Origin of the sequence: Alteromonas sp. DY56-G5, from assembly GCF_041414725.1 — a bacterium.
In the GTDB taxonomy this organism is placed as follows: Bacteria; Pseudomonadota; Gammaproteobacteria; order Enterobacterales; family Alteromonadaceae; genus Alteromonas; species Alteromonas macleodii.
Window position 1 is genome coordinate 1 of the sequence record NZ_JANHZQ010000020.1, and the last position, 23,715, is coordinate 23,715.

General features: G+C 44.8%; 21 protein-coding genes, 1 tRNA gene and 1 pseudogene. 8 read left to right on the plus strand and 15 right to left on the minus strand.

Going from position 1 to position 23,715, the window contains the following annotated elements:
• Positions 1–107 precede the first annotated feature (107 nt).
• Positions 108–1,103 (minus strand): YhdH/YhfP family quinone oxidoreductase, encoded by a 996-nt coding sequence (locus NO989_RS11320; protein ID WP_371342555.1) that lies wholly within the window; start codon positions 1,101–1,103, stop codon positions 108–110.
• A gap of 367 nt (positions 1,104–1,470) precedes the next feature.
• Here NO989_RS11320 and NO989_RS11325 point away from each other — a divergent pair, with 367 nt between their 5' ends.
• Positions 1,471–1,773, plus strand: a complete 303-nt coding sequence (locus NO989_RS11325) for a helix-turn-helix domain-containing protein (protein ID WP_136783030.1) — start codon at positions 1,471–1,473, stop codon at positions 1,771–1,773.
• Positions 1,774–1,972: 199 nt separating this feature from the next.
• Here NO989_RS11325 and gtfA read toward each other — a convergent pair whose 3' ends face one another.
• From gtfA to NO989_RS11360, 7 genes and pseudogenes are all read right to left on the minus strand, one after another.
• Complete coding sequence (gene gtfA, locus NO989_RS11330; RefSeq protein WP_283649013.1) at positions 1,973–3,469, minus strand: sucrose phosphorylase; 1,497 nt, start codon at positions 3,467–3,469, stop codon at positions 1,973–1,975.
• A 372-nt stretch (positions 3,470–3,841) separates the two neighbouring features.
• Complete coding sequence (locus NO989_RS11335; protein WP_156086570.1) at positions 3,842–4,021, minus strand: oxidoreductase-like domain-containing protein; 180 nt, start codon at positions 4,019–4,021, stop codon at positions 3,842–3,844.
• Positions 4,022–4,251: 230 nt separating this feature from the next.
• Positions 4,252–4,587: pseudogene (locus NO989_RS11340) on the minus strand (SDR family NAD(P)-dependent oxidoreductase); the annotation flags it as partial.
• Between the two features lie 99 nt (positions 4,588–4,686).
• Positions 4,687–6,456 carry a flotillin family protein gene (locus NO989_RS11345; protein ID WP_371342556.1) on the minus strand — a complete coding sequence of 590 codons (1,770 nt, stop codon included), beginning with the start codon at positions 6,454–6,456 and terminating at the stop codon, positions 4,687–4,689.
• 18 nt (positions 6,457–6,474) lie between these two features.
• Positions 6,475–7,089, minus strand: coding sequence for an OB-fold-containig protein (locus tag NO989_RS11350; protein WP_014949924.1), 615 nt, complete (start codon positions 7,087–7,089; stop codon positions 6,475–6,477).
• A 113-nt stretch (positions 7,090–7,202) separates the two neighbouring features.
• A complete protein-coding gene (gene lpxH / locus NO989_RS11355; RefSeq protein WP_014949923.1) occupies positions 7,203–7,928 on the minus strand; it encodes a UDP-2,3-diacylglucosamine diphosphatase in 726 nt (241 codons plus the stop codon).
• Between the two features lie 140 nt (positions 7,929–8,068).
• Positions 8,069–8,560 (minus strand): peptidylprolyl isomerase, encoded by a 492-nt coding sequence (locus NO989_RS11360; RefSeq protein WP_014949922.1) that lies wholly within the window; start codon positions 8,558–8,560, stop codon positions 8,069–8,071.
• A gap of 185 nt (positions 8,561–8,745) precedes the next feature.
• Between NO989_RS11360 and cysS the strand changes: the two genes are divergently transcribed.
• Positions 8,746–10,128 (plus strand): cysteine--tRNA ligase, encoded by a 1,383-nt coding sequence (gene cysS / locus NO989_RS11365; RefSeq protein WP_283622932.1) that lies wholly within the window; start codon positions 8,746–8,748, stop codon positions 10,126–10,128.
• A 72-nt stretch (positions 10,129–10,200) separates the two neighbouring features.
• Here cysS and NO989_RS11370 read toward each other — a convergent pair whose 3' ends face one another.
• The 3 genes from NO989_RS11370 to gloB form a co-directional block, all read right to left on the minus strand.
• A complete protein-coding gene (locus tag NO989_RS11370) occupies positions 10,201–11,232 on the minus strand; it encodes a hypothetical protein (protein ID WP_014976870.1) in 1,032 nt (343 codons plus the stop codon).
• 80 nt (positions 11,233–11,312) lie between these two features.
• Entirely contained in the window at positions 11,313–12,977 is a 1,665-nt protein-coding gene (locus NO989_RS11375) for a LysM peptidoglycan-binding domain-containing protein (protein WP_049586881.1), read from the minus strand.
• Positions 12,978–13,041: 64 nt separating this feature from the next.
• Positions 13,042–13,833, minus strand: coding sequence for a hydroxyacylglutathione hydrolase (gene gloB, locus NO989_RS11380; protein ID WP_039225290.1), 792 nt, complete (start codon positions 13,831–13,833; stop codon positions 13,042–13,044).
• 84 nt (positions 13,834–13,917) lie between these two features.
• On the opposite strand from gloB, the gene NO989_RS11385 reads away from it, so the two are divergent.
• The gene (locus NO989_RS11385) at positions 13,918–14,775 is read left to right on the plus strand and encodes a class I SAM-dependent methyltransferase (RefSeq protein WP_014976867.1); all 858 of its coding nucleotides are present in this window, start codon (positions 13,918–13,920) and stop codon (positions 14,773–14,775) included.
• Between the two features lie 187 nt (positions 14,776–14,962).
• On the opposite strand, the gene NO989_RS11390 is transcribed toward NO989_RS11385, so the two are convergent.
• Together NO989_RS11390 and metG are read right to left on the minus strand one after the other, a co-directional pair.
• On the minus strand, positions 14,963–15,802 hold the full coding sequence (locus tag NO989_RS11390; RefSeq protein ID WP_039225292.1) for a mechanosensitive ion channel family protein: 840 nt from the start codon (positions 15,800–15,802) through the stop codon (positions 14,963–14,965).
• Positions 15,803–16,145: 343 nt separating this feature from the next.
• The gene (metG, locus tag NO989_RS11395) at positions 16,146–18,173 is read right to left on the minus strand and encodes a methionine--tRNA ligase (protein WP_371342558.1); all 2,028 of its coding nucleotides are present in this window, start codon (positions 18,171–18,173) and stop codon (positions 16,146–16,148) included.
• Positions 18,174–18,281: 108 nt separating this feature from the next.
• On the opposite strand from metG, the gene apbC reads away from it, so the two are divergent.
• The 3 genes from apbC to NO989_RS11410 all read left to right on the plus strand — a co-directional run bounded on the left by apbC (position 18,282) and on the right by NO989_RS11410 (position 21,767).
• Positions 18,282–19,388: an iron-sulfur cluster carrier protein ApbC gene (apbC, locus tag NO989_RS11400; RefSeq protein ID WP_156086563.1), complete on the plus strand. Its 1,107-nt coding sequence runs from the start codon at positions 18,282–18,284 to the stop codon at positions 19,386–19,388.
• A gap of 224 nt (positions 19,389–19,612) precedes the next feature.
• Entirely contained in the window at positions 19,613–20,206 is a 594-nt protein-coding gene (gene dcd, locus NO989_RS11405; RefSeq protein WP_014976864.1) for a dCTP deaminase, read from the plus strand.
• A gap of 124 nt (positions 20,207–20,330) precedes the next feature.
• Positions 20,331–21,767, plus strand: coding sequence for a DASS family sodium-coupled anion symporter (locus tag NO989_RS11410; protein ID WP_049586885.1), 1,437 nt, complete (start codon positions 20,331–20,333; stop codon positions 21,765–21,767).
• Here the strand turns inward: NO989_RS11410 and NO989_RS11415 are convergent.
• Complete coding sequence (locus NO989_RS11415) at positions 21,754–22,650, minus strand: AraC family transcriptional regulator (protein WP_252118644.1); 897 nt, start codon at positions 22,648–22,650, stop codon at positions 21,754–21,756. The two genes, NO989_RS11410 and NO989_RS11415, sit on opposite strands and share 14 nt — an antisense overlap.
• 128 nt (positions 22,651–22,778) lie before the next feature.
• Between NO989_RS11415 and NO989_RS11420 the strand changes: the two genes are divergently transcribed.
• Together NO989_RS11420 and NO989_RS11425 are read left to right on the plus strand one after the other, a co-directional pair.
• On the plus strand, positions 22,779–23,240 hold the full coding sequence (locus tag NO989_RS11420) for a YHS domain-containing (seleno)protein (RefSeq protein WP_281715899.1): 462 nt from the start codon (positions 22,779–22,781) through the stop codon (positions 23,238–23,240).
• A 111-nt stretch (positions 23,241–23,351) separates the two neighbouring features.
• Positions 23,352–23,428: transfer RNA gene (locus NO989_RS11425), tRNA-Pro, on the plus strand.
• A 97-nt stretch (positions 23,429–23,525) separates the two neighbouring features.
• On the opposite strand, the gene NO989_RS11430 is transcribed toward NO989_RS11425, so the two are convergent.
• Positions 23,526–23,705, minus strand: a complete 180-nt coding sequence (locus NO989_RS11430; RefSeq protein ID WP_371342560.1) for a YrhK family protein — start codon at positions 23,703–23,705, stop codon at positions 23,526–23,528.
• Between the last annotated feature and the right edge of the window lie 10 nt (positions 23,706–23,715).

The window sequence follows — 23,715 nt, forward strand, 5'->3', positions numbered from 1 at the left end:
TATCGCGATCGCAGCCTTCGGCTGCTAGAAAAAATAAACCCCTCCGAAAAAAGAGGGGTTTATCATCAATCTGAGGCACCATATTAAGGTGCCTTCTTTTTATGTACTTAACCTTGAACATTAACCAAAGTACGGCCAGAAATCTGCCCTTTTAAGATTGCGTCTATTTTTTCATTTACCGCATCAAGGGTCACTTCCTCGGTAAGGTTATAAAGGCAGTTTAGCTTCCATTCACTAGCAAGCTTGTCCCACAACCTCAATCTTGGAGGCATTGGGCACTGCACAGAGTCGATTCCAAGCAATGAAACGCCTCGCAAGATAAATGGAAATACGCTCACGTTAAGATCTGCAGCAGCCGTAAGACCGCAGCACGTCACCGCGCCGCCATATTGCGTAGCTTTGATTGCCTGTGCTAGATACTCTCCGCCTACTGTATCAACGGCGCCAGCGAATTGCTCCCTAAGCATGGGGCGTTCTTTGTTTTCTAATAGTTCGTCGCGAGTTATCACTTTGCTTGCGCCAAGTGTCTTTAAAAATGACTCATGCTCTTTTTTTCCAGTGCATGCCACAACCGAAAAGCCAGCTTTGGCCAACAGGGCAACAGCGACAGAGCCCACGCCTCCTGTAGCGCCAGTGACTAGAATATCGCCTTTGTCAGGAGTCACGCAGTGTTCAACCAAGCCTTGTACCGATAGTCCTGCAGTAAAACCTGCGGTACCAATGATCATTGACTCTCTCAACGTAAGTCCATTTGGCTTAGCTACCGCCCATTCACTTGGAATTCTGATGAATTCGCCAAAGCCTCCAGCGGTGTTCATGCCGAGGTCAAATCCGGTGACAATAACCTCGTCTCCTTCTTTAAAGCGATTGTCACCACACGATACCACCGTGCCTGCTGCATCAATTCCTGGGGTATGAGGAAAGCTTCTGCTCACACCTGGATTGCCGGTGGCTGACAGTGCATCTTTGTAGTTAAGCGATGAATAATGCACCTTAATGAGTAGCGTGCCTTCAGGCAAGTCATCAAGTGAACGCTGCGTTACTTTACGCGTGAAGGATTTATCTTCCTGCTTTTCTACAAGCAAAGCTTTAAACGATGTCATACCTGTCTCCGTTAGTCGAATGATTACGCTACCCATTGTGACAATATATAAACTTTGCGCAAGTATGCACTTTTTAGTAGGGTAGTACCCTAAAAGATACTATTGGCGTGATGTAAATCCTTTGTTCGACTGGTCGCTTTAACAAAGACCACTGACATCAATGCTGACATTAATAATAATGCCTTTTACGTAGTGAATATGAACGTAATTACTCTAAGAGGGAGTAGTATGACCGCAACTTTGAAACAGTGTAGTGGCAGAGGAAAGTGATGTGACATCAGACATTGATAATAACGCCGTCCTAAAAAGCCAGAAACAAGATAATAAGCCCAATGCTGCAGAAAATACGAACGACTCAAATCAATACATTTGTGGCGTAGCAGTATCCCTTGAGATAATAGGCGGTAAATGGAAAGGGGTTATTTTGTGGCACCTTTGCCATAAAACGCTACGTTTTAGTCAGTTGCGTAGACGATTGCAAGGCGTTACCCAAAAAATGCTTACACAGCAACTCAGAGAGTTAGAGCGTGATGGGTTGGTAAACAGGAAAGTGTATGCTGAAGTGCCCCCTCGTGTAGAGTATTCTCTTACCGATTTAGGCCGTACACTAGAGCCAACTTTACGTCAGCTATGTGACTGGGGTAGGGCGTATAACGACGACTATAGATAAAACACCAACACAAAATAATACGTCGTTTAGGTAAACGAGTACTGAGTTAATTCACAACAATACCAGTTTTGTAATACTTAAATCGTAATGGCTAATCCAAGGTTTACGTGCCGCTAATGCGTTTAAGCGCATTGACGGCACGTGTTAGTTCCTGAATAGCTGAGCGCTAAGTAGCTAAACTATCGCTAAAGATTGCGTTTTAAGCAAGTAGCGAGTTGATTGACAACACGCTTTCTTCACCATTATCCACCGTATGAATTGTTGCATCCATGGTGCTGAAGTTCACGTTTAGTGACGCCGCATGGTTGCCGTTTTTCCACGAAAGCACGAATACGTTGTTGATGTAACTCACGTCAAATACACCGTTAAAAGCATCGCTTTCGTTTCTTAGCCTAATAAGCTGCATCAAGCCTTTAACCACTGGCTTTTCAACGGCTTCTTTTACCATGGCAGTAGACAAGTATGGGCGGTTGATGTCGCGACCAACATTGGTTTTAGCAAGTAAAGCCATGTCGTTTTCAACAGCAAGCAAGCCACCGTAATAAACTTGAGGGATACCCGGGCTAAAAAATTGAATGGCGCGTGCAACCAAATAAGCGAAGTCATCTTTACCTAACGCATCGTAATATGTGCAGTTTACCTGATAAAGGTCTACATTATTTGCAGCGGCACCGGTGGCTTTTTTAGACTCGCCATTGGAATTTTCATGTATTTGGTCAACGAGCGAATTAATCGCATCTGCGGTAAGCAGGCCTGGTTTGTCACCATTCGCGCCCACGTCAACAATGCCGATGCCATCGTGAGTATCTAGCACGGTAAAGCAGTTACGTGGCGAAATTGAAAGCCAGTATGCCAATGCCTCTGCATTTTTAGAGAACAAGGTGTGTAGTACAAGCGGAGGTAAAGCGAAGTCGTAAACACTGTCGCAACGCGCAGCAATATCAATTTGAGTTTGATAGTGACTGTGTATTTCGACCAAACACTGCATGCCCATACCACGTGCGCGGTTTGATAATTCTTCGATAAATTCGAAGGTTTCTTCAAGCATAAAGCAGTTCGAACCTGCGCGTTTAATTGCATAGCCCGCCGCATCTAAGCGAATAAGATCAACATTACTTTCAGTAAACGACTGAAGAATAGAAGATAGGTAGTCTTTGCCTAACTGTGACTCCACATCAATATCAATTTGATTAGAGGTAAAAGTTGTCCAGAACGGCACGGTTTCAGGGTTGCCAGTCTCTGTGCCCACCTCGTAATCGCTGAAAAACGGTGTGGGTCGAGGGCGGAACACTTGTGCTATTTGTTCGTCAATTTGCGTTTGATCGTTGCCCTTAAAAATATCTTCCTTGGTTAAGAACAGCGGCCAATAACTCGATTCGCGCCCGTTTTTCAGCACGTCTTTAAACGCTTCACTTTGCCCCGACATATGGTTAACAATGAGGTCGGCCATGATATCTACCGATTCGCCAAGCTTTTTGACGTTCTCCCAATCGCCCAAGCGCTCATCGACCAAGGTATGATCGATAGGATCGAAACCCGCGTCTTCACCATCGTAAGGGTAGTAAAAAGGAAGGATGTGAACACCCGTAAACAGGCCACCTAACGGGCCCTGAAGTATGCTTGTTAGACTCTCGATGTTGCCATCGCCTAGTCGGTCTGCATAGGTGATTAGTTGAACGCCATTGCGTATAGACATGATAACTCTCCAAAATTCAGCATGCGCTTGCTCGTACTTCTCTTACGTATCGCGAGCACACATTACTACGAATTAAGCACTACCAGTTTGGCAGATTAAAAATTAACCATGTAACGGGTTTAGCTTAATTCTTAATCTTCTGTTATTGACTGACCAAATTTGGTTGAGACTCACAGAAAATCAAAATCTTAATCGATTAAGATAAAATAGCAGTAGAATAGAAATTTGTAAATGAGAAGTTTAAAAAATGGAACTGTCAAACGCTCATGCGGCGGTTTCAATTAGGCAAGTTCTAAGACAGGGTAGCTCGTTCAAGGGCTGTTCAATAGTAGGAAATAGCGAACACGGTATTCTAAATACGAGTTCGGATCGCTAGTCTGAAGATCTTGTGTCTGATGACTCATTATTCGCTAACTCGTCAAATTCTCGCTTTGCTTCTTTCCACTTAGCGAGCTTCTCGTAGTATACGTCCCAAATACATGGGCAACACGAACCTCCGCCGCAACAATCGTCTCTTAAAGGTTTCTCTGGTTCTTCGGGTAGCGACTTCATAGCACTTATCCTCGACTTTCTTCCTTAAAAATATCTAAATCTCAGATAATATTTTCAAGGCTTAACAATATCCTCACGTGCAAACCTAATGTTTAAGCGCAGAGAATACAACTTTGCCTGTGTATGTTACTCCTTATGATACGCCTTTGCAGCTTGAAAGGTTACAAAGGCGTTTAAGCTATTTTCGTTAATAAGTGAAAGCTGACATCAACGCCATCATGCTTATGGTGTTACAACTTCATACCACCAGATGCCTCAATCCTTTGGCCGTTAATCCAATAACTATCATTACTTAATAGCGCTGCCATAACGCCACCTATATCTTCGGGTTGGCCAACGCGGCCTAAAGCGGTCTGAGAGGCTATAGCATTATTGACTTCGCTATTATCGCGAACATAGCCACCGCTAAAGTCAGTCTCAATGGCACCTGGAGCCAGGGTGTTTACTCTAATTTTACGGGCTCCTAACTCTGCAGCCAGGTAACGACTCATTACCTCTATGGCTCCTTTAGCCATACCGTAGGCGCTGTATCCCGGGAAGCAAAATCTTGCCACTTCGGTTAAGAGTATTAGTTGATAAATTAAGTGAAAACAAAAAGCCCTGTTGAATTACAGGGCTTAGGATGTTGTGTCGTGTTAGCTAGCTAAATACTAGCTCAATGAGCATTAATCAGCTGGAAGCTCTTCCGACGCTTTATTACCATTTAGGTTTTCTGGAGCTGCCACGATAGGTTTAGGTTTTACGGCATTGGCCTTGGTCAGTATGTCGCTGTTGCCTGTTACCAAATCATCTAATTTGCCTTTTTCCGCATCGACCAAGCCCACTTCACGCAACATAGAGTCTACCAGTGGGGCGTTAGCACGATAGCTTAGTGCGGCTTGCGTTACTTGTTCAGCTAAACCACTACCAGCAGTAGCAACGGTGTGATCGCCTTTCACGCCACTCCCTTGGCCGTAGCCTTGAAGAATTTTAATACCTTCTATGTTTTCAAGTGGCTTAACGGCGTGTGCCACAAGCTCAGGCAATATTTTGAGCATGGCAAGGGCTTTTTGCAGCTCAATTTGCTCGGTCTTAAGCGTATTTTCAGCCTCATAAAGCGCTTGTTTACCTTGTGCTTCAACAGCAAGCACTTTCTCATCAGCTTCAGCCTGAAGCATTTTTGCATCGGCAGCGGCCTTAGCTTCCGTAAGAATAGCGGCAGCAGAGTTTTCAGCTGCTTCTTTCTTAGCTTGTGCTTCTACGGTAATGCCTACAGCCTCACGCTCTGCCTCTTTGCGCGCGTCTATAACTTCAATTTGTTTCTTACGCTCAGCTTCTGCCACCATTTTCGCTGTGGTTACTGCTTCCACTTTTTCCACTTTAGCTTTTTCCGCTTCAGCAGCTTTAGCACGTGCGGCCGACTCTTCCTCAGATTTTGTCGCAACGGCAATTTGTTTAATTTGCTCAGAAACCTCAACTTCTTGCTGCTGACGAATGCGCGCTTGCTCTAATGCCTGACGCTTAGCAATTTCTTGGGTTTCAATTTCCCGTGATTTTTCGATCTCCGCAGCCTCGATAGCACGGTTTTTCGCGATCTCTGCTTCGCGCTCTTCCCGTTCTTTCATTTCGCGCTGCTTAGCAATTTCTGCTTTTTGTTCCTGACGTTTAAAGGCAAGAATTTGCTCTTGGGCTAAGCGAGCTTCTTCTTCATCTCGTTTCACTTCTAGTGATTGTTTCTCAGCAGCCAAATTACGCTGTTCAATGAAAATGCGGTTTTCTTGTTGAATATCGTTGGTTTCTTTGCGCTTTTCTTCAATGATCTTCGTTAAGCGTGCACGCCCCTCGGCATCGAAAGCGTTGTTTTCATTGAAAAACTGTAGGTCGGTTTGGTCAAAACCAGTCAAGCTCACCGATTCTAACTCAAGACCGTTCTTTTCAAGATCGTTAGCCACGCTTTGCTGAACTTTTTGTACAAAGTCAGCACGCTGCTCATGCATTTCGGTCATGCTCATTTCAGCAGCTACCGCACGTAGTACGTCAACAAACTTAGACTCCATTAGCTTTTTAACTTCTTCAGCGCGAGTGGTGCGCGTTCCTAGCGTTTGCGCAGCCATTGATATGCCATTGGCATTGGGGGCCACGCGTAAATAGAAGTCTGCCTTAACATCAACACGCATGCGATCTTTGGTAATAAGCGCGTCTTTTTGAATTTTTTCCACTTCTATACGAAGGGTGTTCATATTTACTGGAATTATTTCGTGAACGACAGGAAGCACGATAGCGCCACCGTCCTTAATGACTTTTTCACCGCCTAAACCGGTTCTTACGAACGCTGTTTCTTTCGTCGCGCGGGTGTAAAGTTTGGCAAAGATAAGGCCAATAACGATAAGCCCTACAACAATAGCACCGGCAATAAAGAGTATTGACGGCAAGCTAGATGGTTGAATTGTATCCATACTTTTATCTCTTTTAGGTTATAGGTAGCGGGTTGCTAACCAGCTGTGTTGTTTTTTCTGAACTAAAATGACGCGCTCTCCCTGTGCGAACAACTCTTCATCTTCGAAAGGTTCTACTAACACAAAATGAGGCTGTGAATAATGGTCAGTAAACTTTGCTTCAGCTGGGTTGCCTCGGCTTGCTTTTCCAATCGTGATTTCGGCCACAGACCCAATGAAGTCATCGCTGTTAACCGCGCTAGACTCTACACTAGGCAACAAGCCTGAAATTACCTTTACGGTTTTAGCTGTTACGAATGCGCCAATAACAAATGCAAGAGGAACGGATAGGAAAGCTGGCAGGGTATAGCCGAGTGCACTCGCTGTTAAGCCGTTAACCATCAAGCCAACTAAACCGAATAGAGTAAGAAGTACTACCAGGTAAATAAGAAAGGGAACTTTATTAATATTAAGCCAGTTGGCAAACGAGGTATTAAGAAACCCATCGCCATCAAACTCTGCAAAATCATCGCCTAACCCCAACAGGCTTATACCAAAAATAGTGCTAACAAGTTCTAGTATGAAAATAAAGAAAACGGCTATAAGCGAAATGCTAAACCAGAAGTTTGTAGGGGAAAGAAGAACATCTGTCATTTACACCATCCATGATGACTAACTTGCTTTTATTCTTTATACCACAGAACAAAAATTAAGCCAGCGTCTGACACATGTACTTTCGGCTAGTTTGTAACAAATAATGATGGGGGCTAACTGAAGTTATGTTTCTGCAGCATCACATCATTTTCAGTAACCTTTAATACACTGCCTTGATCATACCAATCGCCAAGTACAATACGAGTTGCAGGCTTGCCGTTTGCTGTAAGACTATGAATGTTGGGTCTGTGTGTGTGGCCATGTATCATGCGCTGCACGCCCCATTTTTCCATGACTTTCACCACTTCTTCAGGCGTGACATCCATAATATCTGGCTTAAGATTTTGCTGCTTAGCCTTACTTTCCTTGCGACCGTTATCGGCAACACGCTGTCGATACCATAAAGGAAGCGCAAGCATTAAACGTGGCCACCACCAACCGCGGGATTTCTTGCGAAACTTTTGATAAGCAACATCGCGAGTGCATAGTTCGTCACCATGAGTAAGCAGGGTAGGTGTGCCGTATAAGTCTACAACTTCTTGTTCGTTTAATAACGTCATGCCGGCTTTTGATAGCCACTTTTCACGTATGGCGAAATCGCGATTACCGTGAATAAAGTAAATAGGGCAATGCTGACTCACTGCCTTGAAAGCTGATGCTATGGCAGTGTTAAATGGAGTAACGTTGTCGTCGCCAATCCAAACTTCAAACAAGTCACCAAGAACGTAAAGTGCATCAGCATTAATCGCGTCTTCTTTTAAAAAGCGCATTAAGCATTCTGTAATGTCAGGGCGGTCGGCACTTAGGTGCAAGTCGGCAATGAAGTAGGTGAACGACATAAATCTTCTTATTGTGGTTTAAAAAGCCGCGTTAAAGTAACGCGGCTTGTATTTAACTCAAGGCCTTGAGTATGTCTTGAAAATCATATTGGCCAAGGCGTTATTGAGACAGCTATTCAAGCATAGATGTCAGCGGCTATTTAAGAAATAGTCGCTTTTTCAATGATAACAGGCTCAACAGGAACATCCTGGTGATAGCCGCTGTTACCGGTTTTAACGGCTTTAATTTTTTCAACAACATCCATACCTTCAGTTACTTTACCGAATGCACAGTAGCCCCAACCATTGACAGACTTGCTAGAGTGGTTAAGGAAGTCGTTGTTATTTACATTAATAAAAAACTGAGCCGTCGCGGAGTGTGGATCTTGGGTACGCGCCATCGCGATTGTACCCACTTCGTTTGCTACGCCGTTGTCCGCTTCGTTTTCAATAGGGTCTTTTGTGTCTTTCTGATCCATATCTGGCGTAAAACCACCACCTTGGATCATAAAGTTGTTGATTACACGGTGAAAAATAGTGTTATCAAAAAAACCGTCTTCGACGTAAGAAATGAAGTTAGCTACCGTTTTAGGCGCTTTATCTTCAAAAAGCTCTAGGGTGATGTCACCGAAATTTGTTTTTAACGTAACCATTGTGGTTTGTCCTGTGTGTTAGCATACATATAAAGTGGCGGCATTTTAGCGCAAAACGAGTCGTTAGCGCAAAGAGACGGTTATCGCAAAACCCAGCCATATCCTTGCAAAAGGCTTGTACCATTTAAATCGTGACAGTGCTAAACTTTGCGGCCGAAAAATTATGACAAATAGGAAATATAGACATGCTACATCTTTACAACACCCGAACCCGTGAAAAAGCGAAGTTTGTACCGCTTCAAGAAGGGAAAGTGGGTTTGTATGTTTGTGGTATTACCGTTTATGACCTAAGTCATATGGGTCATGCCCGTACTTACCTGAGTTTCGATGTCTTAGTACGCTACATGCGCCACCTTGGTTTAGATGTGAAGTACGTGCGCAATATCACCGATATCGACGATAAGATTATTGCTCGCGCCAATGAAAATGGCGAAAGCTTTGAGGCGCTAACTGCACGCACTATTGCCATGATGCACGAAGACTTTGCGGCGATTAACTTACTAGAGCCAGACGTCGAGCCGACAGTAAGTGGACATATGGATGAGATCATTGAAATTATCCAGCGACTAATGGACAAAGGTTACGCCTATCAAGCTAAAAGCGGCGATGTACTATTCGACGTAAGCAAGTACGAAGATTATGGCAAGTTAAGCAAACAAGACTTAGATCAGCTTAAAGCGGGTGCTCGTGTTGAAGTGGCGGCAGGAAAAGACGACCCGCTAGACTTCGTACTGTGGAAAACCACCAAGCCTGGTGAGCCGGCGTGGCAATCGCCATGGGGCGAGGGACGTCCGGGATGGCACATTGAATGTTCTGCAATGAATCATAAGCATCTTGGTGCGCACTTTGATATTCACGGCGGTGGCTCAGATTTAACGTTCCCACATCACGAAAACGAAGTGGCTCAGTCGTGCTGTGCGTATGACACACCTTACGTAAACGTGTGGATGCACGCGGGTATGGTACAGGTTAATGACGAAAAAATGTCTAAGTCATTGGGTAACTTTTTTACCTTGCGCGATGTGCTTAAAGAGCACGACTCAGAAACATTGCGTTTCTTCCTGATGTCGGCGCATTACCGTAGCCAGTTAAGTTACTCTCAAGACAATATTACTCAAGCGAAGGCCGCCCTAGAGCGTTTGTACACTGCGCTGCGTGGTGTAACAGTAGACGAAAGCACTGACCTTAGCCACGGTGGCTACCTAACGCGCTTTGAAGCGGCAATGAACGACGATTTAAACGTACCTGAAGCCTTTTCGGTGTTGTTCGATGTGGCACGTGAGCTTAACCGCCAAAAAGATAATGTAGAAGAAGCAGGTAAACTGGCTGCTGTTCTTAAAGGCCTAGGCGCAATTTTGGGTATGCTTCAAAGTGATCCAGACACCTTCTTGAAAGGCGGTGAAGGCAATGACGACGAAGCGGCTGAAATTGAAGCGTTAATTAAACAGCGTAACGATGCCCGTGCCTCCAAAGACTGGGCAGCGGCAGATGCCGCACGCGATGCGTTAAACGCAAAAGGCGTAGTGTTAGAAGATGGCCCAAGCGGTACTACGTGGCGTAAAGCGTAACTCGCAGCCTGTAATTAACTGATAATAAGAAAGCTCGCATATGCGAGCTTTCTTGTTTGGTAAGGTCATCATTTAAATTTCGGGCTTGCCAGTGGGGATTGCCGATTCTTTTTCGGTGAGATGTGACTTCCAACGCTGCTGTGCAACGTGCGCTTTCACCAGTTCTAAGCATTCGTTTACAACGTTAAGTACTTCTTTATCAAGTGCATCGGCGGTAGGGGTATAGTCGTGCATGCCGACTGAAATGAAATGGTCGATGCGCTCTGCGTCTAAGTCGCTTAACAGATTAACTAGCGATGTGGTCACGATATCGGTGACTGACTCTTCCAACGTATTTTCAATGGTTTTGCCGATAACAGGTAGGTAATGCAGGGAAGAAACTTGTGCATTACTTCTCACCGCTTTACCCACGCTCTTGCGCACGTGCTCCCGTATCACCTCGCCGTGCTCTTCGCTTTGAATTGACTGGCCTAAATGGTTGATAACGCCAGCCATCCATTGGGTAATGACAGGACGGCGGGGGGCCAGTACCTGTGCGTTGATATCGTCTAATAAAGGCGAACCTGCTGAGATGTCTTTTTGCGCATCGCTGAGCACTTTTACAACAATTCGGTCGCTTAACTCTTCGACAAATACATCGTAGTAAAATGCAAAAAAGCGAAAGACCGCGGTTTGATTTAAGTCGATGATTTCGAATTTGTGCAGGCGGTGCAAAATAGAAAATATGCGCAAGAAACGAAATAGGCGGGTAGGTCCAGTAGGGATTAGACCTATGATATCGTACCAATGCAAAAACGGAAAAAAATACCAGCGTAAATGTTCTTTACGCACAATAGCTACAACCCACCGGAAGCAAAATTCGCTGAAGAAAATGGCGATAAACACCAAGTCGACCAACAGAAAGTTGTTGTGAACGGGATCGTAAGCACTAAGAAAAGCGGGAAAATACGTGCCCAATAGACCATAGACAAAGTCGGTGGCGTATAAGGCGTCGAAAATGAGCCATGTTAGGTTCACAAAAAGTATACCTAACATGACTAAATCTAAGATTAACCAAGGCGTTTCATGACTGTTTCGCAAATTTTCTCGGTTAATTCTTAGCATTTCCTTATCCTGTATTCTGACTTAAAGCGTAACGTAAATGCAGTTAGACATGAACAGTATTGAACTTTAAGTATTAAAGGTTAGCTTGATGCGTTTAACCTTGTTACGTCTACATAAAGTTTTAGCTTCTGACCAGGTTGTAAATAGCGCTTGGTATTAAGTGAATTCCACTTGCCTATGTCGCTTACTCTAACATTGAACTTGCTGGCTATACGAGACAACGAATCGCCATTTCTTACTGTGTAGGTCACTTTTTTGGTAACACCGTCTTGCGCTTTACCTTCCTGCCAGATAACTAAGGTTTTGCCAGGGTGAAGCATATCGCCAGGGGCCATACCGTTCCATTTAGCTAACTGTTTAGTGCCTATATTGTACTTACGGGCAATATCCCAAAGCGTATCACCAGATTGTACGGTATGACGTACTTTTTGCTTAGACGTGTTGCCGTTCTGCAAGCTGGCTAGACGCTGTTCCTGAGATAATGTGTAGCTGTCCAGTTCTTGAAGTGCTACTGGTACCATTATCGCTTGACCCACGCGGATCATGGACGAGTCTAGCTCATTCACTTTTTTAAGAACTTTCACGGTGGTGTGATACTGCTTAGCGATTTTACCTAAGCTGTCGCCGGGCTTCACCGAGTGGCGTACCCAGTTCAATCGCTCTTTTTGATCAATTTTGGCCAGTGCTTGGGAAAAAGCGGCCGCTTTGTCTAAAGGAAGTATCAACCTATGGGGCCCTTCTGGCGATGTTGCCCAACGGTTGAACCCTGGGTTTAACCCGTGTAGTTCTTTTAAAGACATACCAGCAAGTTCGGCGGCAAACGCTAAATCGACCTGTGAGCCGATATCAACCACTTCGATAACCGCTACATTCTCAACTTCAGGCCACGCATACGCATATTCATCTTTATTTTTTAGAATATCAGCCAGCGCAAGCAATTTAGGCACGTAAGCACGTGTCTCTTTGGGTAAATTTAAGTTCCAAAAGTCGGTAGGTTTACCCGCGCGTTTGTTAGCTTTAATAGCCCTTTGAACGCGGCCTTCGCCACTATTATAGGCGGCAAGTGCGTGCAGCCAATTACCATCGAACATTTCGTTTAGATAGGTTAGATAGTCAAGTGCACCTTGAGTAGACGCAACAACATCTCGACGTCCGTCATACCACCAATTCTGTTGCATACCAAAGCGCTTGCCTGTGCCAGGAATAAACTGCCACATACCAGCCGCTCGGCCATGGGAATAAGCAAAGGGATCGAAAGCACTTTCTACTATTGGTAAAAGCACAAGCTCCATCGGCATGTCGCGCTTTTCAATTTCTTCGGTAATGTAATAAAGAAAAGGCTTGGCACGTTTTACAACGCGAGCCATATATTCTGGGTGCTTCAGGTACCATTTACGCTGTGCGCTAATGCGTTTGTCGTCAGGGATCGCTAAGGCGAAATTCGCGCTTGCACGTTCCCATACGTCAGTAACGACCGCCTGCGTATGCATATCCGGTGTATCGGTAAGCTCTGCGCCTTCTTCTAGCGTATCATCATTGGGGTGAACAACATCAATAACGCCGTCTCTTGCAACTTCACAATCAGAAATGGCTTCTTCGTTGTTATGAATTTCACTGCACGCTTCTAGCGAAGCGGTTTCGTTACTTTCTAATTGTGCATTGTCGTTATTATTATCGGTTAACTGACAACCCGTTAAACCTAGCGCCAATATCAGTGGCGACAGTGGGAAAAACTTCAACTGCATATATGAAGAAACCTCGTGGAGCACTGCAAACCGACCATGTTACGATAATCGGCTTACTTTTGCATCAAAACTCATCTTTCCAGCGGCGAACTGCAGCAAATACCGCTACATCGTCAGCCAGGTTATTTTCGCAATAGGCTTCGGCAGCAGTTTTCACAGAAAGTTCATGAGCCCGTAAAAATGGGTTTATGTTTTTTTGCTCTTTGAGATTACTTGGTAGTGTAGGCTGACCTTGAGCGCGTTTTTCTGCCACCCACTGTGCGTAGTCACACAGCGCTTTATTGTCTGGCTCTACGGCTAAAGCAAACTGGACATTAGCCTGAGTGTACTCATGTGTACAGAACACTTTCGTGGTGTCGGGCAGTCGCTTTAACTTATTCAGTGAATGATGCATTTGCTCGGGCGAACCTTCAAACAATCGTCCGCAACCTGCTGAAAATAACGTGTCGCCGCAAAACAATGCGCCATGCCCGAAGAAAGCAATGTGATCAAGGGTATGACCTGGCACTTCCATTACTTGCAGCGCCATTTTAAAAACAGGTAGCGAGACAGTATCGCCTTGAGAAACAGATTTCGTTATTCCTCTTATGTGATTGCCTCTTGGGCCAATAACTGGCAAATCTGGTACTGCAGATACTAATTTAGCAATACCACCTGTGTGGTCTCTGTGGTGATGAGTGATGAGAACTGCACTTAGCGTTAAGCCTTTGGCTTTAATAAAGGCCAGCACTGGCTCAGCATCACCTGGGTCGACAACAATAGCGCTACTCTCGTTATAAATACACCAAATGTAATTGTCGGTAAAAGCGGGAATAGGATGAATGGCTACGCCTGAAGGAAGTGTTTCTGCCGTCATAAGAGTACCTGCTTGTGTAGGTAGAATTATGCGTTACTATAGGGACTTGTGAAGAGCAGAGCAACCTAAGAGCGCGCAGTGTTAATGAGATCGGCGTTTAAAGCCAAACCGCCACGCTACCCTACAAATTGGAATGATTTCCCCGCCGGAGAGCACATTCGACATGCGGTCAATGCAGTTTGTAGCGATTATGCTGAGCGAATTTTCGGGTATCACTTTGCCAAACTAGGCTCGCTAAGTGCCGATATAAATCTCGATACCAGCCCAATTCGACACCACATCAATCACGTTCCGTTTAATGACCTAGCTAGCGAGCAGCCACACCACAATGAAGCGAAAGAGGGCTTTCCCAATCACAATGCATCGGGTATATCGTTAGGCGGTGATAAACGCGAACCGAAAATAAGTAGAGAAAACACGGTAGTGGGGCAGTCGCACTGCTTACCCTTCGCCGAAAACAGCATTGATGGCTTCCTACTTGCTAATGAATTAGATTTTGCACAAGACCCTCACGAAATATTAAGAGAAGTAGACCGCGTTATTACACAAAACGGTTATGTGATCATAAGTGGCTTTAACCCCTTAAGCCTCGCCGGAATTGCCAAATTTCTACCTGTTAAGCGCGGAAATATCCTACACGATGCACGCTTTTTTACGTCCTATCGCATTAAAGATTGGCTTCAGCTGCTGGGATTTGAAATTGTTGAACAACGTCAAGTGATGTTTTCAACGCTCTTTTTTCAACAAAAATGGAAAGGGGCGGTTAAGCTTCAAGACTATTTAGCATCTTACTTGCCATGGTGCAGTGCGGTGTACGTAATACTCGCGAAAAAGCGGGTTATACCCATGACCGCAATAAAACCCAAACGCAATTTGAAGCCGCGTTTTTCCGCGGTGGGCGCCAGTGTAAGGACCTCTACGATGAATCGCACGCTGCGCTAGTATTGTTAATGAGTATGCCATGTGCAGAGAGAGCACGCCAAGCTCTTAACTTGAAAGCAGCGACAGACGCTTACCATCTTCTATATTTACCAAGATGTTGTAACTAAAACGGATGGCTTTCGCGTTTTTACGCAAGTTTGAAAGGGGAATAGGAGATAGCATAGACTGCTATCTCCTAACTGAGACGTTAGTCGTTACTCGTTTTATAGAGGTGCACATCTCGCTGTGGATATGGGATGCTAATGCCTTCTTCATCAAAAGCTTTTTTAACTTTTTCCTGCATATCCCAATAGTAAGGCCACAAGTCATCTGTGGCGACCCACGGTCTAAACATTAAATCGACTGAGTTATCGCCTAATCCGCCTACACAAATTCTTGGTGCAGGGTCGGTTAACGAGCGCTCATCTTCTTCGAACAGGCGCTGCAACACCTTCTTGGCTTTATCGATATCGTCATCATAGCCTATACCAAATGTCATGTCGCAACGGCGTTTATCATATACGCTAACGTTAATTAACGTAGCATTAGACAGGCTGCCATTGGGAATAACGATGCGCTTATTGTCAAAAGTGTTAAGTACAGTATAGAGAATTTGTATCTCTGACACTGAGCCTAAATGACCCTCTGCTTCAATGGTGTCACCCACTTTAAAGGGTTTAAAAATCAGTATTAGTACACCGCCAGCAAAGTTCGCCAGGCTGCCTTGAAGTGCCAGACCAATGGCCAAACCTGCAGCACCCACGACGGCAATAAATGAGGTGGTTTCAATACCTATCATTGAGGCAACTGAAATCAACAGCATTACTTTTAGCACCGCACTAATAAGTCCGCACAGAAACTTATTTAACGTGGGGTCCTTTTTACCTAGCCGATGATCTAATAGGTTTACAAAACGATTCACTAACCAGAGACCCACCACCAAAGTAAGAATAGCCAATAATAATTTGGGGGTGTAAGTCATCACCAGTGAAATAGCTTTTTCGGTTAATTCCGATAAATCGATATTAGTCCCGAAGAAATCTTCCATAAATACCTCTTTTATTAATTAACCACGATGATTACGTTAAAAAAAGAGGGTTAGATCGCCTTGATTCAAACCGAACGGAACTGCGCTGTTTTTTGACAAGAATTTTCTAGCCGATTTGCCTAAGGCAGATAAGGTTAGTGAGTGGGTAGGTAATTAGTGAGTGAGGAGTGTAGGATGATTAGGCTTATTAGCATACCAAGTTACGTGCTTGCACTTTGATTCTGGTTATATGGTTTTTGCTTTATAAATCTAAGCGCCGCTTTGACCGCCCAATAAAAAAGGTGACATCCCGTCGCTTAATAGCGCTGAATGTCACCTTACTTTTAAGGGGGCGCTTTACAGCTTACTTAACACGCATACCCGGCTTTGCACCTTCGTGCGGCTCAAGAATGTATAGCTCGTCGCCACCAGGGCCCGCGGCTAATACCATGCCTTCACTCAAGCCAAAACGCATTTTACGAGGGGCGAGGTTCGCTACCATTACCGTATGTTTACCGATTAGGGCTTCAGGCGAGTAGGCCGACTTAATACCTGCAAAAACTTGCTTGGTTTCGCCGCCTAAATCTAGCTCTAAGCGTAGAAGCTTATCGGCTTTTTCCACGTGTTCAGCTTTAGCAATACGTGCAATACGTAAATCTACTTTGGCGAACTCATCAAACGAGATAGTGTCGCTAATAGGGTCTTTAGCAAGCGGGCTGTCTGGGTCGATTGCCGGTGCTGCTGGCGCTAAGCTTTCTTTTGAATCTTCAACCATGGCTTCGATTTTCTCCATTTCTACACGCTGCATCATCGGCTTGAATTTGTTGATGGCGTGGCCTTTCAATAGGGTTTGCAGTGAATTCCAGTCGAACTTATCGTTTAAGAATTCTTCTGCTTTTTCTGCAAGTACAGGAAGCACAGGCTTCAAGTAAATCACCAACAGACGGAACATGTTAATACCTAGCGAGCATACATCGTGTGTGAACTGCTGCTTAGTCTCGTCTTTAATGGTTACCCAAGGTGCATTGTTATCAATGAACTGGTTTGCTTTGTCAGCAAGGGCCATGATTTCGCGCACGGCTTGGTGGTACTTACGCTTCTCGAAAAGTGCAGCAATGCTCTCTGACGCGTTTTGGAACTCTGCAATAAGCTCTGGCTCAATCACATTGTCAGACAATTTGCCGTCGAAACGCTTAGTGATAAAGCTTGCACAGCGGCTTGCAATGTTAACCACTTTACCTACCAGGTCTGAATTCACTTTTTGTGCGAAGTCAGTAAAGTTAAGGTCGATGTCGGTAACACCGTCGCCTAACTTAGACGCAAAGTAGTAACGCAGATATTCTGGGTTCAGGTGGTCAAGGTAAGTACGGCCTTTTATAAACGTGCCGCGCGACTTTGACATTTTCGCACCGTTTACGGTTACGAAACCGTGAATGTTTACGCCAGTAGGCTTACGGTATCCCGCACCTTCTAGCATGGCAGGCCAAAATAGGCAGTGGAAGTAGGTAATATCTTTACCAATAAAGTGATAAAGCTCAGCCTCTGAGTCTGCTTTCCAGAAATCATCAAACTCTAAGTTGTTTTGGTCGCAGAAGTTTTTGAAACTAGCCATATAGCCAACAGGCGCATCTACCCACACGTAGAAGAACTTGTTCGGCGCACCTGGAATTTCAAAGCCGAAGTAAGGCGCGTCACGGCTGATGTCCCACTGTTGAAGACCTTCAGTAAACCATTCTTGCAGCTTGTTAGCCATTTCTTCCTGCAGGGCACCTGAGCGGATCCACTCTTTTAACATGCCTTCAAATTTTGGCAGGTCAAAGAAGAAGTGCTCAGACTCACGTAGCACTGGTGTAGCACCCGATACTACGCTGCGCGGGTTCTTTACTTCTGTTGGGCTATACGTTGCGCCACATACGTCACAGCTGTCGCCGTTTTGATCTTCTGCACCACAGCTAGGGCAGGTACCCTTAACGAAACGGTCTGGCAAGAACATTTCTTTTTCAGGGTCGAACAGCTGATTAATGGTGCGTTTGCTGATGTAGCCCGCATTATCTAAACGGGTGTAAATTTCTTCACACAGCGCCTTGTTTTCTGGCGAATGGGTTACATAGTAGTTGTCGTAATCTACGTGGAAATCAACAAGGTCTTGGTGATGTTCAGCACGCGTTCTTGCCACCATTTCTTCTGGTGTAATGCCAAGCTCTTGGGCTTTAAGCATAACCGGCGTACCGTGTGCATCGTCGGCGCAAACACTGTAACATTCGTTTCCGCGAAGGCGCTGAAAACGAGTCCAGATGTCGGTTTGAATGTGTTCTAGCAAATGACCTAAGTGAATAGAGCCATTTGCGTATGGCAACGCACTGGTTACCAGAATTCGGCGTTTTTCTGACATAATGACGTTATTGATTCTTTGCGTTTCAAAATGGCTGCAAATACTAGCGGAAAACCGCGTTTTTTGCATTACGTAATTCACACAATTCTACTACTAGTAAGGCATTTTATGTTCTTTTCTCGCAAAGCAGAGCCGGTAACTCAAAAAGTTGCTGTAATTTTGGCCAAGTATTTTTCTTTAGATGTTGAAGATACCTTGCCATGGTGTGCTTTTAGCCAGCCAGAAAATGAAGATGCCGGTGTAACAGTTACCTTGCCATTTTGTATAGCTACACAGCTAGACGCGCTTAAACAAGAAGTGCTTAAACAGCTAAAAGGAAAGCTAGGCGATGACCAGCTTACGTTTAAACAAAACGTAGCGAGTGGAGAAACTGAAGTAGCACCGGTCACCAACATTAAAAACATCATAGCAGTGGCCTCTGGCAAGGGCGGTGTAGGTAAGTCGACAACCAGTATCAATTTAGCGTTTGCGCTTATGCAAGAAGGCGCGAAAGTTGGGATTTTAGATGCCGATATTTATGGGCCGTCTATTCCCATTATGCTGGGCAACCCCGATGCACACCCTGAAAGCGAAGATAATAAGCACATGCAGCCGCTAACTGCACATGGGCTGGTGGCGAACTCAATTGGCTATTTAGTGCCTCAGGAAGACGCGGCCGTATGGCGAGGGCCAATGGCAAGCAGGGCGTTAAAGCAGTTGCTAGATGAAACCCTATGGCCCGTGCTGGACTACTTAATTGTAGATATGCCACCAGGAACAGGCGATATCCAACTGACGATGGCGCAACAGGTACCACTTACTGCTTCTGTGGTAGTTACAACGCCGCAAGACTTAGCGCTAGCCGACGCCCAAAAAGGCATAAGCATGTTTGAAAAAGTGAACGTACCTGTATTAGGGCTTATTGAAAACATGAGTTATTACCAGTGCAGAGCCTGTGGTACCAAAGACTATGTGTTTTCAAAAGACGGGGGCGAGGCGCTTGCCGAACGCCATGGACTGCCACTTTTAGGTCAGCTACCGCTTGATATCCATATTCGCGAGCATGGCGATGCCGGCACGCCTTTGTTAATTACCTCGCCCGAAAGTGCATTGAGTGAAAGTTATCGCGAGGCTGCTCGCGCTCTGTCTATGCAACTGGCCCTTACTGTTGCGCCACGCAAAGGGGCAGTAAAACACATTAAGGGCAACCCTATTGGCATTGTTGGTAAAGAGTAACTAGCTTGAAATACCTAGGTAACAAATATCAGGAATGCCCGACGGATAGGTAAATTCAGACAGGTGTAGTAAAGGTGAATTATAGCCAGGTTCGATTGCTTAAATTTAAAATTTGATAAAACTATACGAAAATTGCGCAAAAGCAGATAAAACAAGCCTTTGAGCAGTTGAATGCATGCGGCGACATACGCATAATAGCGGCCTAACGAAATGAGGAATACACCATGCGCTTGTGCGACCGCGATATCTACCAACATCTGCAAGATGGAAAAATTAAAATTGACCCTACACCCAGCTACGATCAAATAAGTGGTGTAACGGTAGATATCCGCCTAGGTAATAAATTTCGCGTGTTTGAAGATCACCAAGCGCCGTTTATCGATTTAAGTGGGCCGAAAGCACAGGTTCAAGAAGCGCTCGACCATGTTATGAGCGATGAAATTGAACTAGAAGAGGGTAAAGCCTTCTTTCTACACCCTGGGGAGCTAGCGCTTGCCATTACCCACGAGTCAGTAACCTTGCCTGACAACATCGTAGGTTGGTTAGACGGGCGTTCTTCGCTTGCGCGTTTGGGCTTAATGGTTCACGTGACCGCGCATCGAATAGATCCAGGCTGGTCGGGCAACATCGTTCTTGAGTTTTACAACAGTGGTAAGTTACCGCTGGCGCTTCGCCCTAAAATGAAAATAGGGGCGCTTAGCTTCGAAGTGTTGTCAGCGCCAGCTGAAAAACCGTACAACGCAAGAGTGGACGCTAAATACAAAGGCCAAGCAGGCGCAGTTGCAAGCCGAATCTCGTCAGACGACGAGAGTAAATAAAAGAAACCGTCTTAAAAACACGTTTTTTTCGCAAAAGCGTAGTGCGTTTCCCGCTAATTACTGATAGAAAATATAAGAGCAATAACTAGCACTTATAATAAAGCTATTAGTAACGGGAAGCGCAATGCACACAAACTCTGAACCTTCTTCAGAAACTCTACAACGAAAGCCAACACGTAAAAACAGTATAATTCTATTTGCCTTTATCGCTTCAGTACTATGTGGCTTGGGATTGTGGGCCATTGATCAGCCCAGCGAGATCATTTTTACCGCAGCAATTACGCTATTTGTAGCTGTGCTCTGGGTGACTGAAGCGCTCCCCATTCCCGCTACCTCACTTTTACCCTTCGCGCTATTCCCGCTATTTGGTGTGTTGTCTCACAGCGAAGCTGCCTCTGCTCTCGGAAGCCACGTTATCATTCTATTAATGGCTGCTTTCATGCTTTCAAAAGGGTTGGAGCGTGCTAACTTACACAAGCGTTTCGCCATTTACATGTTGCGTATAACGGGCAGCGGCAGCCCGCTCAAACTGGTACTGGGCTTTATGTTAACAACCGCAGTACTCAGTATGTGGATTAGTAATACGGCAACAATCCTAATGATGTTGCCAATGGCTATCGCTATTATCAACGCAGTAGACAATCCGCGATTTGGCGTGGCGCTTATACTTGGTATCGCTTATTCGGCAAGCTTAGGTGGGGTAGGGACACCGATTGGGACGCCACCTAATATTATCTTTATGAGCGTGTATGAAGAAACCCAAGGTATTGAATACAGCTTTATCGACTGGATGAAAACAGGCGTACCAATTGTAATACTAGGCGTACCTATTATGGCCTTATGGTTAGCGCGCGGTATTAAACAAGTGGGGAACATCGATTTACCTGTCCCAGGCACATGGACAAAAGCCGAGAAGCGTGTTCTTGCTATTTTTGGCACTGTCGCTTTAGCTTGGATTTTCAGACCTTTTTGGACTGCTTGGATAGGCATAAGCACAATAAGTGACAGTACTATTGCCGTAGCGGGTGTTGCGGCTATGTTCTTTACAAACAGCGGAAACGATAATGGTGAAGTAGACGAAAAAGGAAACAACGACAAACTGCTTGATTGGAAAACCGCAAACGATATTCCGTGGGGCATGTTGTTATTGTTTGCTGGCGGTATTTGTATTGCCAAAGCATTTATGTCATCGGGCTTAAGTGTTCTTATGGGAACATGGCTAACGGGACTTTCTACGCTTCCTGTTCTTCTCTTGGTACTTGGAATTTGCTTGTTCGTTACCTTCTTGACGGAAATTACCTCCAACACAGCAACATCTACACTATTAATGCCAATTCTAGCAGCCGCGGGTATGGCTGTGGGCGTAGATCCTAAGTTGTTGATGATCCCCGCGGCAATTAGCGCAAGTTGCGCTTTTATGCTGCCAGTAGCTACAGCGCCTAACGCCATTGCATACTCAACGGAAAAGTTCGACATAAAAACTATGGCCAGAGAGGGGGTGGTGCTAAACGTGTTAGTTGCACTGGTAGTAACTGGGGTGTGTTACGTTACACTGGCCTAGCTTGAACGCGCTTTTGTGAAGGAGATACGCCAATCTCTCTTTTAAAAGCCTTTGAAAAAGAAGCTTCCGTTTCGTAACCATATTGGTTTGCAATGGTAATTAACGGCTTGTTGCTTTGGATTATTTCTGTGCAGGCACAACGCAGGCGCCATTGCGTTAGGTATTTAATTGGAGTTACGCCTGCACAGGCTTTGAACTTTGCTGCGTAGTTAGATTTAGACATATTCGCAATACTCGCCAGCATTTCTACGTTCCAATGTTGTTCAGGCGCGTTATGCAGCGCTTGAAGGCTATTTGCTATGGCCGGATGCAGTAGAGCCCCTAAGGTTGATGAGTACTTGCTCATTAAATGCTTCACAATCAAAAGGAATACAACCTCAGCGATTTTGTTTAGCAGAACCGACGAAGTGAAGGTTGAGTCCGACACTTCTAACGACGCGCTGATAAGTAACTGCAGACTTTCATGTAGCACTCTACTTTCTTTTGATGCTTTTTTAATTATCCAAAATTCTGGCAGTTCTTTTGTTATTACTCTCATTAAAGGGTGCTGATACTCGAAGTAACCGCAAAGTAGCACCGGGCCTTCAGCTCTTAGTTTCTCGCTAACAGGAATAGAGCTTGCGCTAACATTTTTGTAAGTGTGAGTTTTTGTAGGGCTTAAAAGGTGTGGGCTATCAACAGGCAGTAAAACCATGTCGCCTTTTTCTAACAGAACTGGGCCGTCGTCGTTACGGTGTAAGTAGCATTGACCGTGAGTTACGGCGTGAAAATTAATAAAGCCGGTGCCAGAAGTGTCAATTTGCCAGTTACCGCAATATTGTCCGTTGTGAAATACATTGGTGGTTATTTGAAGTTGGTCAAAAAGGCTTTCTAAATTTTTCATGGTGTTTTGGACAAGTATTTAAGCGTTTGGAGCATGTTTGTATAAGACCGAAGTACGTACCATATTCTTCGAACTTATACAGAGATAGTGTGAAAACACTCGAAACACCAATGTGGAGAAGAAATAGCATGAGAGCATTCTTAAAAGGTAGTTTATTTGCAGTTTCACTAATTGCTAGTGGGGCGGTATTCGCTGGCGTTGATACAGAGACCGACGAAAACGGAATTATTTTAGCCGGGCACGACGCTGTAGCTTATTTTACTGAAGGTAAGCCAGTGCTGGGTAAAGCGACTATAACGGCTGTCCACAACGACGCAATTTACCGATTTTCATCGCGGAAAAATAGAGACATGTTTGTAAGCAACCCAGACAAATACGTACCAGCGTACGGCGGCTTTTGTGCCTACGGAGCAACGTTTGGTAAGAAATTCGAAATAAACGGCAAAGCGTTTGAAATTGTTGATGGCGTACTTTACGTGAATAAAGACGAAAGTGTATACAAAGCATGGGCCAAGAACATTCCTACTCATATAGATGAGGCGAATGAAGAATGGCCAGAAATCAAAGATGTAAGTGCAGACGACTTGTAATAAGCTTCGTTTTAGATGGGTTTTGATTACCAAATAATCGTTTAGGCGGTTATTTGGTTTTTTTACATTGCAAAGTCGTTGAAATTGAGTAGACTTGTCGGCTCTTTCGGTCGGTGTGTAGCGCAGCCTGGTAGCGCACTGTCATGGGGTGTCAGGGGTCGGAGGTTCAAATCCTCTCACACCGACCAACTTCTCTCTCCCCATTCAATGGCTTATGCCATATATATCAGGCTCTACCCCATAAACGGGGGATCAGCATTCACCTTACACGATTGATAACAAAGCCTAGTTGGTTTTAATGCTCAAGATGTCGAAAAGCATCAATAGAGAACCCGCCATAAATAACCATACTCCACCGGTTGCAAATTTGCTGAAGGCTGGCAAGAAAAGGATACTTCCCCAAAAAAAGCACAAGCAGGCGGCTACACCCAATTTGTTATTTTGTACTTGTTTCATGATCGTCATTTTCACGTCT